This window comes from Nocardia sp. NPDC059180 (genome assembly GCF_042754945.1).
Classification (GTDB): domain Bacteria; phylum Actinomycetota; class Actinomycetes; order Mycobacteriales; family Mycobacteriaceae; genus Nocardia.
In genome coordinates, this window is the sequence record NZ_JBHZBU010000004.1 from 292,545 (window position 1) to 308,617 (window position 16,073).

General features: G+C 66.3%; 19 protein-coding genes. 7 read left to right on the forward strand and 12 right to left on the reverse strand.

The window, feature by feature from the left end; genetic code table 11:
- The first annotated feature begins 78 nt into the window (after positions 1 to 78).
- On the forward strand, positions 79 to 1,272 hold the full coding sequence (locus ACFXNW_RS15395) for a hypothetical protein (protein WP_379418654.1): 1,194 nt from the start codon (positions 79 to 81) through the stop codon (positions 1,270 to 1,272).
- 69 nt (positions 1,273 to 1,341) lie between these two features.
- On the opposite strand, the gene ACFXNW_RS15400 is transcribed toward ACFXNW_RS15395, so the two are convergent.
- From ACFXNW_RS15400 to ACFXNW_RS15410, 3 genes are all read right to left on the reverse strand, one after another.
- A complete protein-coding gene (locus ACFXNW_RS15400) occupies positions 1,342 to 1,791 on the reverse strand; it encodes a cupin domain-containing protein (RefSeq protein ID WP_379418321.1) in 450 nt (149 codons plus the stop codon).
- Between the two features lie 195 nt (positions 1,792 to 1,986).
- Complete coding sequence (locus ACFXNW_RS15405; protein ID WP_379418322.1) at positions 1,987 to 3,264, reverse strand: hypothetical protein; 1,278 nt, start codon at positions 3,262 to 3,264, stop codon at positions 1,987 to 1,989.
- Between the two features lie 275 nt (positions 3,265 to 3,539).
- On the reverse strand, positions 3,540 to 4,760 hold the full coding sequence (locus ACFXNW_RS15410) for an acyl-CoA dehydrogenase family protein (protein WP_379418323.1): 1,221 nt from the start codon (positions 4,758 to 4,760) through the stop codon (positions 3,540 to 3,542).
- A 129-nt stretch (positions 4,761 to 4,889) separates the two neighbouring features.
- Here ACFXNW_RS15410 and ACFXNW_RS15415 point away from each other — a divergent pair, with 129 nt between their 5' ends.
- The gene (locus tag ACFXNW_RS15415; protein ID WP_379418324.1) at positions 4,890 to 5,081 is read left to right on the forward strand and encodes a hypothetical protein; all 192 of its coding nucleotides are present in this window, start codon (positions 4,890 to 4,892) and stop codon (positions 5,079 to 5,081) included.
- A 58-nt stretch (positions 5,082 to 5,139) separates the two neighbouring features.
- On the opposite strand, the gene ACFXNW_RS15420 is transcribed toward ACFXNW_RS15415, so the two are convergent.
- The 4 genes from ACFXNW_RS15420 to ACFXNW_RS15435 form a co-directional block, all read right to left on the reverse strand.
- Positions 5,140 to 5,343 carry a hypothetical protein gene (locus ACFXNW_RS15420; protein WP_379418325.1) on the reverse strand — a complete coding sequence of 68 codons (204 nt, stop codon included), beginning with the start codon at positions 5,341 to 5,343 and terminating at the stop codon, positions 5,140 to 5,142.
- Between the two features lie 35 nt (positions 5,344 to 5,378).
- Entirely contained in the window at positions 5,379 to 5,534 is a 156-nt protein-coding gene (locus ACFXNW_RS15425) for a DUF6131 family protein (RefSeq protein ID WP_175583018.1), read from the reverse strand.
- 115 nt (positions 5,535 to 5,649) lie between these two features.
- Positions 5,650 to 6,864 carry a DUF418 domain-containing protein gene (locus tag ACFXNW_RS15430; RefSeq protein ID WP_379418326.1) on the reverse strand — a complete coding sequence of 405 codons (1,215 nt, stop codon included), beginning with the start codon at positions 6,862 to 6,864 and terminating at the stop codon, positions 5,650 to 5,652.
- 68 nt (positions 6,865 to 6,932) lie between these two features.
- The gene (locus tag ACFXNW_RS15435) at positions 6,933 to 7,394 is read right to left on the reverse strand and encodes a MarR family winged helix-turn-helix transcriptional regulator (protein ID WP_379418655.1); all 462 of its coding nucleotides are present in this window, start codon (positions 7,392 to 7,394) and stop codon (positions 6,933 to 6,935) included.
- A 51-nt stretch (positions 7,395 to 7,445) separates the two neighbouring features.
- Between ACFXNW_RS15435 and ACFXNW_RS15440 the strand changes: the two genes are divergently transcribed.
- On the forward strand, positions 7,446 to 8,057 hold the full coding sequence (locus ACFXNW_RS15440; protein ID WP_379418327.1) for a TIGR03086 family metal-binding protein: 612 nt from the start codon (positions 7,446 to 7,448) through the stop codon (positions 8,055 to 8,057).
- A gap of 217 nt (positions 8,058 to 8,274) precedes the next feature.
- Positions 8,275 to 8,721, forward strand: coding sequence for a hypothetical protein (locus ACFXNW_RS15445; RefSeq protein WP_379418328.1), 447 nt, complete (start codon positions 8,275 to 8,277; stop codon positions 8,719 to 8,721).
- A 45-nt stretch (positions 8,722 to 8,766) separates the two neighbouring features.
- On the opposite strand, the gene ACFXNW_RS15450 is transcribed toward ACFXNW_RS15445, so the two are convergent.
- From ACFXNW_RS15450 to ACFXNW_RS15465, 4 genes are all read right to left on the reverse strand, one after another.
- A complete protein-coding gene (locus tag ACFXNW_RS15450; protein WP_379418329.1) occupies positions 8,767 to 9,378 on the reverse strand; it encodes a DUF305 domain-containing protein in 612 nt (203 codons plus the stop codon).
- A gap of 82 nt (positions 9,379 to 9,460) precedes the next feature.
- Positions 9,461 to 9,961, reverse strand: a complete 501-nt coding sequence (locus tag ACFXNW_RS15455) for a hypothetical protein (protein WP_379418330.1) — start codon at positions 9,959 to 9,961, stop codon at positions 9,461 to 9,463.
- A gap of 45 nt (positions 9,962 to 10,006) precedes the next feature.
- Positions 10,007 to 10,522 carry a hypothetical protein gene (locus ACFXNW_RS15460; RefSeq protein WP_379418331.1) on the reverse strand — a complete coding sequence of 172 codons (516 nt, stop codon included), beginning with the start codon at positions 10,520 to 10,522 and terminating at the stop codon, positions 10,007 to 10,009.
- A gap of 149 nt (positions 10,523 to 10,671) precedes the next feature.
- Positions 10,672 to 12,081, reverse strand: a complete 1,410-nt coding sequence (locus ACFXNW_RS15465; protein WP_379418332.1) for a PLP-dependent aminotransferase family protein — start codon at positions 12,079 to 12,081, stop codon at positions 10,672 to 10,674.
- On the opposite strand from ACFXNW_RS15465, the gene ACFXNW_RS15470 reads away from it, so the two are divergent.
- The gene (locus ACFXNW_RS15470) at positions 12,080 to 13,009 is read left to right on the forward strand and encodes a DMT family transporter (protein WP_379418333.1); all 930 of its coding nucleotides are present in this window, start codon (positions 12,080 to 12,082) and stop codon (positions 13,007 to 13,009) included. The genes ACFXNW_RS15465 and ACFXNW_RS15470 overlap by 2 nt on opposite strands.
- On the opposite strand, the gene ACFXNW_RS15475 is transcribed toward ACFXNW_RS15470, so the two are convergent.
- Entirely contained in the window at positions 13,006 to 13,599 is a 594-nt protein-coding gene (locus ACFXNW_RS15475; protein ID WP_379418334.1) for a hypothetical protein, read from the reverse strand. The genes ACFXNW_RS15470 and ACFXNW_RS15475 overlap by 4 nt on opposite strands.
- A 123-nt stretch (positions 13,600 to 13,722) precedes the next feature.
- Here ACFXNW_RS15475 and ACFXNW_RS15480 point away from each other — a divergent pair, with 123 nt between their 5' ends.
- Both ACFXNW_RS15480 and ACFXNW_RS15485 read left to right on the forward strand, forming a co-directional pair.
- A complete protein-coding gene (locus ACFXNW_RS15480) occupies positions 13,723 to 14,868 on the forward strand; it encodes a class I SAM-dependent methyltransferase (protein ID WP_379418335.1) in 1,146 nt (381 codons plus the stop codon).
- 161 nt (positions 14,869 to 15,029) lie between these two features.
- Entirely contained in the window at positions 15,030 to 15,887 is an 858-nt protein-coding gene (locus ACFXNW_RS15485) for a Bax inhibitor-1/YccA family protein (protein WP_379418336.1), read from the forward strand.
- The last annotated feature ends 186 nt before the right edge of the window (positions 15,888 to 16,073 follow it).

Sequence of the window (16,073 nt, forward strand, 5' to 3'; positions counted from 1 at the left end):
CGACAGCTGGAGCGCAGCGAAGGGATCGTCATGCAGTCGGTTGTGGCGCTGATCGTCCGAATAGTTTGTGCGTTGGCCATGATTCTGGCCGGGGTCGGGTTTGCCGCGCCGGCTTCGGCGGACCCGCCGGACTCGCCGCTGTGCGCGTGGCGGTTCATGTCCAACAGCACGGTGCTGAATGTGGCATTCCCCGACGCGAACTCGACGTACTGGCTGATGCCGTACGCGCTGGGGCCGGGGGACTCGATCGAGTTATCCGGTACCTATCCGGCCGCCCGGTACTTCTCGCTGAACACTTACGGAACCGACCTCGACACGGTGGATACGTTGCGCGACAACCAGATCGTCGCCGACCCTGGCAGCGCCAACCCGTTCGTCGATGCCTCCGCCGCGTCGCTGCCCGCGTCGCAGCAGCGGTGGCACGCCCGGTTGGTCAACGGCCCGGCCGACCACGGCCGCAACGAGTTGCAGGCGGTCGCGAGTGGGCAGAGCACCCCGATCGGCTTTGTCATCGTCCGGGTCTATGTTCCGGACGACCCGGCCTCGCTCAGCGGCGGCATTCCACTGCCGGAGGTGAAGCTCTCGCTCGCGGGCACCCAGGTGCCCGCCCAGCCGTGCGCACAACCTTTCGACCCGGCCACCTACACCGGCCCGGTCGCCGACGTCGCCAAGACCGCCTTCGACCGTGCGATCGCCGCGGCAGCCTCGGGCGCATTCCCCGGCAACACGCCGGAGGCGACCTTCGGCAACCCGGCGAGCACCTCCGGTCTCTTCCCGAACGGCGACAACAAGTACGTCGGCACGCGCATCAGCTATCAGCCGGGCCGCCTACTGGTGGTGCGCGGCAAGGCGCCTACCTTCCCCGATACCAGGGCAGGTCAATCGCCGACCGATCCGAGCCAGGTGCGGTACTGGTCGATGTGCCAGAACGACCTGCGCTCGCCCTACCCCGTCGTCGCCTGCGCGGCCGACTTCCAGACCGCGATCGACGGATCCGGCCACTACACCTATGTGGTCGCCGCGCCCACTGACCTACCGGCGAACCTCGGGCCGAACGTGACGGTGATTCCGTGGGGCAGCACCGATGTGGACAAGGTGCTGTTCCTGCGCAACATGACCCCGAGCGCGGCGTTCTATCCGAATTCGATCCAGGCGTCCCAGGACTCCGGCGCCGCCCCGGCCACCACGATGGGCCCGTATTACCCGACGGCCGCCTATTGCAGCGCCGAGACGTTAGCCGCGGGCGGGGCCGACGCCTGCCTCGGCGCCTGAGTGCGGGCACGGAATCACGGCGTCGGGACTGTCGGCGGTGCAGGACGCGGGCGAAGGCGATGCCTACGACTACAGGCAGTCCGGAGCGGGAGCGTCCACGAACAGTGGCTCCCTCGCCCGATTGAGATACGCGACGTACAGCACGGCCGGCTCGGTGCCGAGGTTGCGGCCGACGTGCACGTGGTCGGGGCCGACGGTCTCGGACAGTCCCTGCCCCGCGGAGTACGTGGTGGGCAGGCAGTCCGTCTCGTATCGCGTCACCTCGCCCGCCGTCACGACCGCGAGGACATTGCCGTCGTGATAGTGCCACCCGAGGGTCCCACCGGGCGCGATCGTGATGCGCCGGAAGGCGTAGGCGCTCGGCAATGCGGGGAAGGGGCTGAACCCGCTCACATCGACCTGGGCCAGTTGTTCGACAGTCACGCCCGAGGGCGGCGTGGCCGATGTCGAGGGCGCGAGGGCGACGATCGCGGCGGCGACCACGACGGCGCCCGTGAGGGCATGCCGATGGATTCGCATCTTCGTAGTGTACGAGCCAGCTACCTGCGCTAACGGCAGTTCGGCCAGTCTTTGGCAGGCAGGTTCGCGGCCGCGCTTCGCCCGGGCGCGCACTATTGAGCCGTTCGTGAGTGAACATTGGCGATACATGAAACACAGCCGGGCCCGACCGGATGACCGATCGGGCCCGCGACTGCGTGTGGTGTGCCGCTCTGGCTACGGCTTCGGCGTGCCGAGCATGCCGCCGCCGGTCTGTCCGGATCCGGCGCTGTTGTTTCCGGACTGGTTGGAGCCGGAGTTCGGCTGGGTTCCAGTGCCTGTGCCGGGGGCTGTGCCTTGTCCGAAGCCGTGGGTGGTGCCGCCGCCGAGGCCGGGGATGTTCCCATTGGGAACTGTCGGGTTGCCGAATCCCGGGTATTTCGGTGTGCTGTCGCCTTGTCCTTGTCCTTGTCCGAGTCCTGGTACGGATCCCAGGCCGGGGATTTCCGCAGGACCGGGGTTTCCGGCTCCGGGGACTGTGCCCGGCACGTAGCCGTCGGTGGTGCCGCCGCCGACGTCGGGGAGGTTCACGTCGGGGGTCCAGGTGTCACCGGAGTTGCCGGGCTGCGGGTCGGCCGGTGCGGTGTTGCCCTGGCCCTGGTCGACAGGTGCAGGATCCGGCGCGGGACCGGGGTCCTCCGCGGGCACGGAACCAGGAGCGGGCGCCGGGCCGGGATTCGCCGGATCGGCCGCTGGGCCGGAGTCCCCAGGGAGCGCTGACCCCGGGTCCGCCGGGTCCGCCGCTGGGCCGGAACCCGCAGGGGGCGCAGGCGCTGGGCCGGGGTTACCTTGCGGGCCTGCATCGGCATCGTTGTCGGAACCAGCCGGTTCTGATCCTCGGTCGGGCTCGGCTGCGGGCGGTGTCTTCTTATCGGTTGGTGCCGCAGGCATCTTCTCGACGTTGGCAGGCTTAGGTGGCGCCGGATCGTTCTTGGTGACGGTGTATCCCGCTGCCATGAGCAGAAGGATCGCGCCGAGGATGGCGAGCGTCGCCGCCAATCGCTTCCACCATTGGTTCCAGAACTGTTGGATGCTGCGCACAAGGCCGTCGATCGCCCTTTGTTCCTCCGCTCTCTTTCGTAGTTCGCGCACCTTCTTCTCGGCTTCTTCGAGCTTGCGCTCGGCGTCGCGGAGTCTTTCCTTCCAGTTATCGGCCTGTTTTCGAATGTGGTCCCGATTCCCCTGAAGCCTGTCGTGCTCTCTATTCCATTCGTCTCTGTCCAGGTGGGGATAACGGTCGTCGTGGTTACGGACCTGCTCGTTGATATTTTCGACGTCTTCGTCGTAGCTACGCGATATTTCGAGGGTCTCGTCATGCTCTCGTTGGGCCTCTTCGTAAGCTCGCTCGGCCTCTTCGAGTTGCTCGTGGACGTCCTGCTCTCGATCCTCGAAGTTCGGCAAGATAATTACGTCGGGCTGCTCGAACTCAGTAATAAGGTCGGTCTCGCCGCTCATAGGAATCACTTTCCCTGATTTCCCGAAGGCGCTGAAAAGGGCTCGGGATGGTGGTTTCGCGGGAAAGAACCAGAGCTCATTCCCATGTGCGATCTCAGGTTATGGCTGTACCGGCGAGCATCGCTTCCGTGTCAACGCGGAACGATGTACGTGCTAGCACGCACATGCCGCCCCAAGGGCAAGGCGGTAAAGATCAATTCCGTGGCCCGAAAAGCAGAACTCTCCGGGACCCGTAGCCGGTCCCGGAGAGTTCTGGGTAGGAGATGTCGCGCGGGCTACCCGGCGATCAACCCCTTGGCGATGTGCGTCACCTGAATTTCGTTGCTCCCCGCGTAGATCATCAGCGACTTGGCGTCGCGGGCGAGCTGTTCGACCTTGTATTCGGCCATGTACCCGTTGCCGCCGAAGAGCTGGACGGCTTCCATGGCGACCTCGGTCGCGGCGCGGGAGGAGTACAGCTTCATCGCCGAAGCCTCGGCGAGGGAGACCTTTTCACCCGCTGCGGTGCGCTCGATGGCGTTGAACACCATGTTCTGCACGTTGATTCGGGCGATCTCCATCTCGGCGAGTTTGAGCTGGATGAGCTGGAACTGGGCGATCTCCTTGCCCCACAGCTTGCGCGACTTCGCGTAATCGACGCAGAGGCGGTGACATTCGTTGATGATGCCGAGCGCCAGCGAGGCGATGCCGATGCGTTCGGCGGCGAAGGATTCTTTGGCGCTGTCCTTGCCGTCACCCTTGGCCGGGTTCTCGGTTTCGCCGAGCAGGCGGTCCGGGGTGATGCGGACGTTGTCGAAGAACAGCTCGCCGGTGGGGGAGGAGTTCATGCCCATCTTCTTGAACGGCGGGCTCTGGGTGAAGCCGGGCATGCCCTTGTCGAGCACGAAGGTCAGGACCTTGCGGTCGCGCCGGTCGGTGCCGTCTTGCTCGTCCAGCTTCGCGTAGACGACGGTCACGTCGGCGTAGGGGCCGTTGGTGATGAAGGTCTTCTGCCCGTTGAGGAGGTAGTCCTCGCCGTCGCGGCGCACGTAGGACTTCATGCCGCCGAACGCGTCCGAACCCGAATCCGGTTCGGTGATCGCCCATGCGCCGACCTTCTCCATGGTGACCAGCTCGGGCAGCCAGCGCTTCTTCTGCGCGAGCGTGCCGCGGCTGCGAATGGTGCCGACGGTGAGCCCGAGGCTCACGCCCATCGACGCCACCATGCCCAGGCTGACTCCGGCGAGCTCGCTATTGAGGATGACGCCCATGCTGCCCGCCCCGCTGAACCCGCCACCCGACTTACCCGTGGTGCCGGCTTCCTCCCGGGCCAGCGACTTCTCCAGCCCTTCCCGCGCCATCTCGTCCAGGCCGAAGGTCGCATACAGCTTGCGGATGATGTCGAACGGCGGCAGCGCGCCGCTTTCCAGCTGGTCGACGTGGGGTTTGAGCTCCTTGTCGATGAACCCGCGCACTGCGTCGCGGAACATCAGGTCTTCGTCGGACCACTGGTACATCGCGTGAACTCCCGAGGGATCGCCGGAACAGTCTCCCTAAATATAGAACACGTTCTAATTCGGCTCGGCAGGTGTGCTGTTTACCACCAACGGGTGTAGCCGGGTGAACGGAGGTTGGACAATGGACCGATGGCACCGGTTACTCGCGTCGGCATCGTGCTGTCCGTCCTCGCGCTTGGGATCCTCGCGGCGTCGATCCTCTTGCAGATCATCAATGACCGGCCCGCGATGCTGGTGGCTGTCACCACGACGGTGTGGGTGGCCCTGGCCGCGTCGACGTCGGTCGGCGCGCGCCGAGCATGGGTGCATCCGCGGCACTGAGTCTCGGCCGGCATACCGGACGCGCTCGGCCGTTCGCTCGCGGTGCAGGCCCGAAGTATCAGGGGCTCGGCTGTGGCAGCTCGCAGTCACTCACCTTGGGATTGATTCCCGCATAGTTCAGCGGTCCGGCGATGACCGTCACCGCGACCGTCCCGATACTCGCGCAATTCTGTTCCCGGTCGGTGAAATAGCCGCGCTGACCAGCGGCCAGCGCGCCGATGAGCAACCAGATGACCACCGCGATCATCAACAGGCGCCGCATCGCGCCCTCCTCGAACTCGCGTGTTGAGCGTTGAGTCAGTAGTAGTGGCGTCTGCCATAGACAGGTCGGCCGACGCTGCCGAGCAGGAACAGCACGGCGCCGATGATCAGGATGATGATCCCGATCGTTGTGAGCACAGAGATGCCGAATATCAGTCCGGCGATGAGAAGCACAGCTCCGAGAATGATCATGAGGTCGATCCGTTTTCAGGTGAACGAAGACGGCGCCCGGTCGGTTCGCCGACCTGCCGTCATATCCCAGTACACGCCCGATATTCGGTGATTGCAACCGGGCTGCGCTCCGGGTTCATGGTGCGGCGCCCGCTCGGACGTCCGCGGTGGGTTCGGACTGCCGCCACGCCGGCCATTTCCGGTAGGTCGCTGCCCTCAGTACCCATTCCACCGGCCCGTACCGATGCCCGCGCAACCAGCGTTCGCTGATCCACAGCTGGGCCAGATAGGTGACGACGGCGATCGCGAGTACCGCGAAGGGTGGGACGCGGTCGCCGAGGGCGAACCCGTAACCGGTGAACAGAACAGCCATCACCACGGATTGGCCGATGTAATTGCTCGCGGCCATGCGCCCGGCCGGTGTCATCGGGCGCAGCGCAGCCGCACGGCCCGAATGCGCCATCCAGATGATTACGGCGATGTAGAACATGGTCATCACGGGGTTGATCAGTTCCTGGATACCGAACAGGTAGGTCGGCACTTCCCCGTGCAAGGTGCGCACGACCACGGTGGCGATCGATATCGGCAGACCGACCACGGCCCCGATCAACAAGGCGCGCGGAGTCCACCGGCTCAGTCGCTCGGGGTCCTCGAACAACCGCACCTTGCCCGCGGCCATGCCGATCAAGAACATGCCCATACTGGTGAAGCCTTGACTGAAGAAGGTGAACAGCATGAACTTCGGCCCGGTGTCGAGTTGTGTGGTGAAGGCGTCGGTGACGCCGCCGAGGAATCCGGTGCGAATGGCCTCCAGGTCGAGGATCTGGCCGAGCCCGCCGATGTCGCTGCCGCTACCCGGCGCGAATGCGAGCGACGCGAACAGTACATACAGCACCACGCCCGTGATGACGGCCGTGCGGGGCCGAATCTTGCGGAGCAGCAACAGAATTGCGCACAGCACCGCGTACAGGGTGAGGATGTCGCCGATCCACAAGAAGCACACATGCGCGACGCCGATCAGCAGCAGCGCCGCACACCGGCGCAGCAGCCGCGGAACAGGTGCGGCACCGGCGCGTTCGGCAGCAGTGATCTGCAGCGTGAACGAGTATCCGAACAGGAACGCGAACAGTAGATAGAACTTGCCGAGGAACAGTCCGTAGATGATCCCGTAGGCGAGGCGGTCCCATGTTCCGTCGAACAGCGGCACCGGATCGGAATTCGGCCCGGTGAACGACAACAGCATGGTCAGCACGGCGGCATTGGTGACCATGATCCCGAACAGCGCGAAACCGCGCAGCATGTCCACTTCGCCGATGCGCTGCGTGGACGGCGTCTGCGCCGTTTGCGTCATATCGTCACGCTAGATGTCGGCGTGCGAGGACCACATCGGCCGCCCGGATGATCTCCGGCGGGCGGTCATCAGCCTCGAGAATGACGTGGCGGGACCGGTGCCGGTGGAGCGGCGTTCTCGCGATCGGAAAGCTGTTGCAGCGCACGGAGGAACCCGCGGCGGTCATCGGCGGAGAGCGCGGACAAGAGTTCGTCCTCCCGCTGATGAATGGCCGCCTGTGCGGTGTCGCGAACCTTCCGGCCCTCCGGGGTGAGCGACAGCAGGCGGGCGCGGCGGTCGGCGGGGTCGGGGGTGCGGGTGATGAAGCCTCGGTCCTGAAGATCGTCGAGGGTGGGAATGATGCGTGTCTTGTCCGCGCCGATCGACTGGGCGAGGGCCGACTGGGTGCGGACGGGCGATTCTTCGAGGCCGAGCAGCACGCCATAGGCCCACATGGTGAGGCCGTGCGATTCCAGGATCGGGAGCTCGATGGCCATCAAGGTACGGCCGAGCGGCACGATCATCGCTGCAAGGTCTGGGCGGTCCGGCATGGGGAAAAGATACCCCTGGGCAAATAGTAAACTGGCGCATACGATAGGCGAATGCTTACTGAAATTCGAGAACGCCATCGAGAGTCGGTCCTGCTGTGCCGCGACGTGGTCGCGCGAGTCTCGCCGCATCAACTCGCTGTCCCGACACCCTGCGCGGAATGGGATCTGCGCGACCTGCTGAATCACATGGCTGTGCAGAACCGCGGTTTCACTGCTGCGGCTTACGGGCGTGGTAATGAATACGACTGGTGGAGAAAAGGATTCGCCGACGATCCGGTCGCCGATTGCGTGGCCTCCTGTGAGGAGGTCGCCGCCGCTTTCGCCGCCGACGGTGCCCTCGACCGCCCCTGGTCGCTCCCCGACATCACCACCGACACCACCATCCCCGGCGCCACCGCCATCAACTTCCACCTCGTCGACTCGGTGATCCATGCCTGGGACGTCGCTCGCGCGATCGGCGAGCACATCGACCTCGATCCGGGCCTGGCAGCGATCTCCCTGCACATCGCCGAACAGGTTCCGACCGGCTCGATCCGCGTCGAACCAGGCGCGGCCTTCGGCCCGGATCTGCCGACTACGGCTGAGGATTCGTCGCTGAATCGAACTCTGCGCCTACTGGGTAGGTCCCCGTCCTGGCCCGACGCAACACCCGGCCGCGCGTAGGACCACTCGCCCGCGACCAGCCCTCGCCAGGCTCGTCGAGAGGCACACCAGCGCGGACACTACTCGCGAAACGCCTCAACCATGTGCCGCTCGGCGGTGGGTCAGGTACGCGATCCGCATCGAGACGAACCGGTGATCAAAAACGAGCACGTTATCGCGGCAAGGGGGCAATACTCGGGAAGAATGGCCGATTCCCGCGCGAGCTAGGAGGAGATTGGTGCATATCGTGATCCGATCCATCGCCGGTGCGCTGGCCGCGATAGCGCTGGCCCTCGGGTTCGTAGTCGGCGGCTCCGGTCCCGCGGTGGCTCAGCCGACCACGATCTTTCCGGTGCCGGTGGTGTTCAACTATTCCTTCGACCTGTCGCCGTCGGTCGGCGTGGTCCACGTGTCGGCGACACCGACCGGGACGCCGGGCGAAACCGCCCTTGTGGTCGACGACCCGATCTTCTCGATGATCCCGTTCTCGCCGTCGGTGCAGGTGAACTGGCGCAACTGGAACACCGGAGCGAACGGCACGATCGAGCTACCGACGTCGACCAGTTCGACGACGGGAAAGCCGAAGCCCGTCGTCATCACCACCGGAACGGGCTTGATCACTGCCACGGTCTTCGCCACCAGCGGCAACCTGGTCCCGGGTTTCGGCACGTTCCAGACTCCGTAGCGGCGATCCGGTGGCGGGCGCGAAGGCACCCGCCACCGTCCGGCGTCAGTTCTGGCCGAGCATCTGCCGCATCTGGTCGATCTCGACCTGCTGGGCGGCGATGATTGTGGTCGCGAGGGCCTTGGTGTCGGCGTTCACGCCGTCGGCCAGCTCGGTATTCGCCATATCGATGGCGCCGGTGTGGTGCTCGATCATCATCTGGATCCACTGACGATCGAACTCGGCGCCGGTGGCGTTCTCCAGTGCCGTCATCTGCTCGGGCGTCATCATGCCTGGCATCTGCGCGCCGTGCCCACCGTGTTCGCCGTGCTCGCCGGCGGTGGGTGCGGGCTTACCGAAGCTCTCCAGCAGCGCGGTGATCTGCTGCATCTCCGGTGCCTGTGCACCTTCGATGGCCGTCGCCAGCGCCAGCAGCTGCGGATTCTGGGTGCGGCTCGGCACCATCTTCGCCATATCGACGGCCTGGGCGTGATGCGGATACATCATCTGCAGGAAGGCGACATCGGCGTCGTTGAAGTCGGTGCGGGTACTCGACGTAGTGGTCGCGGCCGCACTGGTGGTGGACTCGGTCGCGGTCGTCGAATCGTCGCTACAACCGGCGACGGTGAGCGCGACGGCGGCGACGGCGATCAGCAAACGGGTACGGGTGATGAACATGGCTGTGCTCCTGGGGAATTGCGAAGGAATGCGGGCAGGCTCGGTCGTGCCCGTGGTCTCGTGACCAGGACACGACGGCCCATCAGACCCGCAGGATCGACAATTCCGAGAGGGAAGGCACCGTCCACGGCGGTGGACGCTCACGCCGAGCCGGGCGACGACGTCCGATCGACTCGGTGCCGTCCAGGGGCTGGAACGCCAACCGGAACAACAACACCAACCCGATCACCAGACCGAGCATCGACAGGATGAACACGCAGCCGTGCATGCCGCCCTGCGCACCGCATCCACCTGTGCCGCAGTCTTGTTCGTGCGAGCCGTCGGAGGTCGATGCAACCTCGAGCGCGGTTGTTGCCGTAGCGTGCGGTGCCTCGCCGTGCGCGGATCCGCCGACGACGCCGACACCGCCGCGACCGTGATCCGTCGCGACTGCGGCAGCGGCAGTCCCACCATGCGCATGTGCTCCCGCATGACCGAAGCTGAAGACCCCCGCGTGCATCGCCACGATCCCGCCGAGCAGCACGACCAGCGCGAGCAGCCGGGAAATCCCGGACGCGCGCAGAGGTGGGTGCTGGTCGGTCACGGCTCCCATTCTAGAGAGCGCGGGCGCGGATACCCCCGACAGGTACTACTCGTAGTCCTCGCAGGCGTCGACCGCGGCGTCCTTGGTGGTGTTGAACACGTCGATGTGGTCGTTCATGGTCTCGGTCGGCGCGTCCTGCTGGATCAGGTCGGCGAGCTTCTTGCTGTCGTCGCGGTAGTCGCGCAGCGCTTGGGCGACGCCCGACGGGAGATTCTTCACCAGCTTGCGGTCGACGTCGTTCGCGCCGTCACGCAGCGCCGTCTCGGCATCGGAGGCCTTGGCCGCGATATCGGGTGCGTCGTCGTTGCTGGCGTCGATGTAGGCGTTGAACTTGCGGACCGAGTCCCCGTTGGCGGTGCTGAAGGTATCGCACGCGGCGGTCGCCGCGGTCTCGGCCGCGGCCGAGGACGAGGCCGCCGCCATCGAGGTGTAGGTGGCCAGATCGCTCTGATTGACCTGCGCGGTGCCGGAAACGCTGTTCGAACACGCGCTGACCAGAACGATTCCGCCCGTGATCGCCACCGAGGCGGCGGCCAGGCTCGTGCGTTCGAATCGTCGCATCGGTCGTTCTCCCCTCGTGGATGCCGGCCGCCCCGTGTCTTCTCGGAGACAGACATTGCCGGCATCTGACCGTAAGTTCTCCTGACCGTACTGGGTCGTTGACGCTGACGGCCGAGCGTGGAGCGATAGTTGGCGAACCGATACCCCGCCTAGCTCTGTCGGGCCAGGGCCCGCCCGATCACTCTTGCCCCGTCTGGGAAGGCACCGGGATTCGGGCCCGAGTAATTGAGTCGCAGATACGGGCCGGTCGGCTCGGCGGGAAACCATTCGTCACCGGCCGCCACGATGACGCCGTCCGCGTCGCAGTCCCGGACCAGCCGGGCCAGATCGGTGGCATCGGGCAGCCGCAGCCACAGGTTCAATCCGCCCTCGGGAACCGCTGTCACGTGCGCGCGGGGCGCGTGGTTGTGCAATGCGTCGACGAGCAGGTCGCGACGGGCGGCCAGCTGATGGCGCAGTGTCCGCAGATGATTGCGCCAGGCGGGTTGGGTGACGACGTCGAGCGCGACGGACTGCAACAGCCCGCTCACATACATTGATTCGGCCTGGGTATCGGCGAGGATGCGTTCGCGCGCGGGCCCGCGCGCGATGATCGCGGCGATCCGCACCGCCGGGGACACGCTCTTGGTGAGCGAACGCAGGTAGACGACGTGCCCGGTGTCGTCGCGCGCGGCGACGGGCACGGGTTCCGCGGTGATGCCGAAATCGTGCGCCCAATCGTCCTCGATCAGGAACGCACCGTGGCTACGCACGATCTCGAGTACCCGATCGGCCACCTCCGACGGCCAGCGCGCACCGGTGGGATTGGCGAAATTCGGCTGGGCGTAGAAGGCGCGCGCGCCGGTGCGCTCGAACGCGCGGTCGAGTTCGTCGGGATCGGGTCCGCCGCTTCCGCTGGGCACCGGCACGACCTGGATGCCTGCCTGGTTTGCGGCGAGCATGGCTCCCCAATAGGTGGGCGATTCGATCAACAGCGGTTGTCCCGCCCCGACCAGCGCGCGGAAGACGCTACTGAGACCGCTCTGGCTGCCCGGGATGACGATGGCATCGTTGTGCGCGGGCAGTGCGACACCGACCGGTGCGGCCGCGCCGAGCTCGGAAGCGAACCAAGCCTGGAGTTCGGGCAGCCCGGCGACAGGCGGCCGGGACATCGCGGCCGCGCTGCGGGCCGCTCGGGAGAACGCGGTGCGTACCAGCCGCTCGGGTAGCAGCTCCTGGTCCGGATAACCCGAATGCAAGGCGATCGCGTCGTTGGGCGCGGTGCGCAATGCCGCGGCGAGCTGTGGTGTGCGACCGACCGGTGAGCCGAGCGCGGCCGTCTGCCAGCCGTAATCATTGGGCCGGGCCACTCGCACCGCGCGCACGAAAGTGCCTATACCGGGACGGCTTTCGATCATGCCCTGCGATGCGAGCGTCCTCAGCGCCTTCTGCACCGTTACCGGACTCACCCCGTGTTGTGCCACCAGTTCCCGGGTCGACGGCAGCTTGGCGCCCGGTGCGGCCGTCGCGATCCACGCGCGGAGATCGGCGACGATGCGCGAGCTGCTATCGTTGAACATGATAGTCAAGAGTAGCGCTATCGTCGAATCGTCACCACCGCTACCCATATCGCATGGCGGGTTCCAGTGGGGCTTGCTCGGCGTTGTCGCCTTTTCCTTCACCGTCCCCTTCACACGTGTGGCCGTCGAGGATGGCGGGATATCACCGCTGTTCGTCGGTGCGGGCCGGGCCGTCGTCGCTGCCCTCCTCGCCGCCGCCGCGCTGACCCTCACGAAGCAGCGGTTGCCGCGTGGGAGTCAATGGGTCCGGATCGCGATCGTGGCAGGCGGTGTCGTCGTGGGCTTCCCACTGCTGACCTCCTACGCGCTGACCACCGCGCCGGCCGGCCACAGTGCGGTGGTCATCGCGCTGCTGCCCGCCGCGACCGCGGTCACGGCCGTGCTCCGCGGTCATGAACGCCCGCCGCGCGACTTCTGGTACTCGGCGGGACTCGGTGCCGTCGCCGCCCTGATCTTCGCCGCCTTGCAAGGCGGGGGACTCGGCGCACTGCACTGGTCGGATCTGCTGCTGTTCGGCGCGGTCGCGGCGGCCGCGATCGGATACGCCGAAGGCGGGCTGCTGGCCAGGGAACTCGGCGCCTGGCAGACGGTCTCCTGGGCGCTCGTGCTCGCCGCCCCGCTGATGATCGCGCTCACCGGTCTGTCGGTTGGCCAGCGCCCGCCGAGCGGCACGGTGACCGAATGGGCTGCCTTCGCCTACCTCGCGGTGGTGAGCATGTACCTGGGCTTCTTCGCCTGGTACCGCGGGCTCGCGATCGGTCCGATGGCACAGGTCAGCCAGGTTCAACTGGTCCAGCCCGTGCTGACCATCGGTTGGGCCGCGTTGCTGCTCGGCGAGAAACTCACCTGGCCGACCGTGCTCGGCGGGCTCGCCGTGATCGGCTGCGCCACACTGGCCGTGCGCGCGCGACTCGAACGGGCGGGCTAGGACGTGGCGATATCGATGACGAGCTTGGTGGGATCGCCCTGAGTGCTCACCGAGAACGCGGGCCGATCACCGTCGACCCCGATGAACGACTGGGTCACGCCCTCGAACACGATCGTCCGGTAGACACCGGCGATGCCGGGTGCCGCCGGATCGGTGGCCGGGTCCGGGCCCGCGTACGGCTCCACGCCGCTGTCGAACGGGTACGCCGACCCGGTGATCCGCACTTCCAGCACGGATTGCCCGGCGACGTCGATGGCGGCGCCACTGCCGTCCTGCACCGCCTTGTCGGTGTATTCGACGATCCAACCAGGCGTTCCGGTGCCGCCGAGGTCGTAGACGACGCGGTCGAACCCGTCGTGGTGGCCGACGCTGATATCGGTGACGGTCAGCGCGGCGTCACCGGAGGCTTGCGCGCGTTTGGGCGCGGCATCCGACGGCCCGGCCGGTGGCTCCACCGCGGGGGTGGTCGCTGCGGCAGAGGTTCCCGGGACGTCGACGACGCTGCTCGGTGTCGATTCACTGTCGCCGCATGCCGCCGCGAAACCGACGACGCCGACGGCAACCAGGCCGACCACCAGCTTGTTACGCATGTGGCAGATGTTACCCAATATTGCCCGCTCGCAGGGGGTATTCCGCGCAGGATGTTCGCGTGCCTTGTTTGCCCGAAATAGGCCGGACGTGCTTATCGGGCAACGATCTAGCACACTTGACGGGTGCTGAATGTGGAGGATCTGCTGGGGCGGCTGCGCCGGTATCCGGATGTGGAGGCGTCGAACCTGTATGCCGTCGATGCCGCTGATCGGTTGATTCTCGATGTCGCGGCGGACGCGCTTGCCGCTGTGGATAGCGGGGAAGTTGCCGTTATCGGCGATGGTTACGGTGCCCTGACTCTCGGCGCCGCGGCCGCACACGACCTGCGTGGCCTGCGGGTCCATCAGGATCTGCTCACCGGCGAGCTCGCCCTCACCGCCAATGCCAGGGTCGTCGGCCTCACCGACCGCTATACCGCCCACTCCCTCGACGCCGATCTGCTCAAGGGCGTGCGCGTCGTGCTGCTGCGATTGCCGCGAGTGCTGTCGGGTCTGGCCGAGGTCGCCGACGCCATCGCCCGTTTCGCCGAGCCCGATGTGCAGGTCTTCGCGGGCGGCCGCGATAAATACCTGACCAAATCGATGAACGAGGTCCTCGCCGAATCGTTCACCGACGTGCGGGCCAGTCGCGGCAGGCAGAAGTCGCGCACGCTGCTGGTCAGCGGCCCGAAACCGGTCGGCGATCCGCCATTCCCGGTCCGCGAGCACATCGGCGAACTCGATATCGATGTCGTCGCGCACGGTGCCGCGTTCTCCGGTGCGCGCCTCGATATGGGCACCCGGTTCCTACTCCAGCACATGAAGACGATGAAGCCCGACGCCCGCGATGCCATCGATCTCGGCTGCGGCACCGGCATCCTCGCCGTCGCGCTGGCCAAGGCGCGGCCCCGCCTGGAAGTGGTGGGCACTGATCAGTCCGCCGCCGCGGTGGCTTCAGCGATCGCCACGGCCGCCGCCAACCAGGTCGCCGACCGCGTGACGGTGGTGCGCGACGACGCGATGTCGGGGGCCCCTGACAACAGCGCCGATCTGGTGCTGTGCAATCCGCCGTTCCACGTCGGCGCGGCGGTGCACACCGGGTCGGCGATCAAGATGTTCGCCGAGACCGGCCGGGTGCTGCGGCCGGGCGGTGAACTGTGGACCGTTTACAACTCGCATCTGAACTATCGCGGCGTCGTCGAGCGGATGGTCGGGCGCACCGATGTAATCGGACGCAACCGCAAATTCACCGTCACCCGGTCGGTGTGTGGCTTGCACGACGCCCAATAACGGTAGAGTCCGATTTGTCGGTCTTTGCCATAACGCCGAGTCGCCTTCCGGGAACTCGACGGTGGCGACGAACGTTGGACAGAACAAGTTGGAAATCGAGCAGCGCTCATTTCCGGCGGCCACGCTTCGACGTGGGCCACGACTCCAGAAAGGGACAAGCGGTGCGCGCCACAAGCAATCCGGTTTTCAAGAATCTCCCCAAACAGGAGGGTGGCGGCTACGCCAACTTCGGTTCGGGCGTGGCCGGCGCGGGACAGCTCGGCCAGCAGTTCGGTAACCAGTACAGCCAGCCCCCCCAGTACCAGCCCTACCAGCAGGCGCCCGCCACCCGGTCGATGACCATCGACGACGTGGTGACCAAAACGGGCATCACGCTGGGTGTGCTGTCGGTGTCCGCCATCATCTCCTACATCCTCAGCAGCGCGAACAACAGCCTCGCGCCGCTGTTCGTGATCGGCGGTGGCCTGGTCGGCCTGGTGCTGGTGCTTGTCGCCACCTTCGGCCGCAAGATGGACAACCCCGCCATCGTGCTCGGTTACGCGGTCGCCGAGGGTCTGTTCCTCGGTGCGCTGTCGCTGATGTTCACCAGCGTCGAATTCGGTGGCGTCGGTGGTTCGGCGCTGATCGGACAGGCCGTGCTCGGCACCTTCGGTGTGTTCGCGGGCATGCTTGTCGTCTACAAGACCGGCGCCATCCGGGTCACGCCGCGTTTCACCCGCATGATCGTCGGCGCGATGATCGGTGTGCTCGTACTGATCGTCGGCAACCTGATCGCGAGCTTCTTCACCGACGGCGGCTTCGGCCTGCGTGACGGCGGCCCGATCGCCATCATCTTCAGCCTGGTCTGCATCGCCATCGCCGCGTTCAGCTTCCTGCTCGACTTCGACGCTGCCGACCAGCTGATCCGCGCCCAGGCGCCGGAGAAGGCCGCCTGGGGCGTCGCCCTCGGCCTCACCGTCACCCTGGTCTGGCTCTACGTCGAGATCCTGCGCCTGCTGAGCTACTTCCAGAGCGATTAATGAGTAGGCGTGGCACGACCGCGCCGACAACCACCCGACGGGGCGGTCGCCGATATCGGCGACCGCCCCGTCGGCATAGGTCAGGGCTGACAACGTAGTCAGCTACATGAGAACGGTCCCGAACCAATAATGATTCGGGACCGTCCTACTGATCTCGCAAGATCCGGGTAACTCACCGGGTACGGG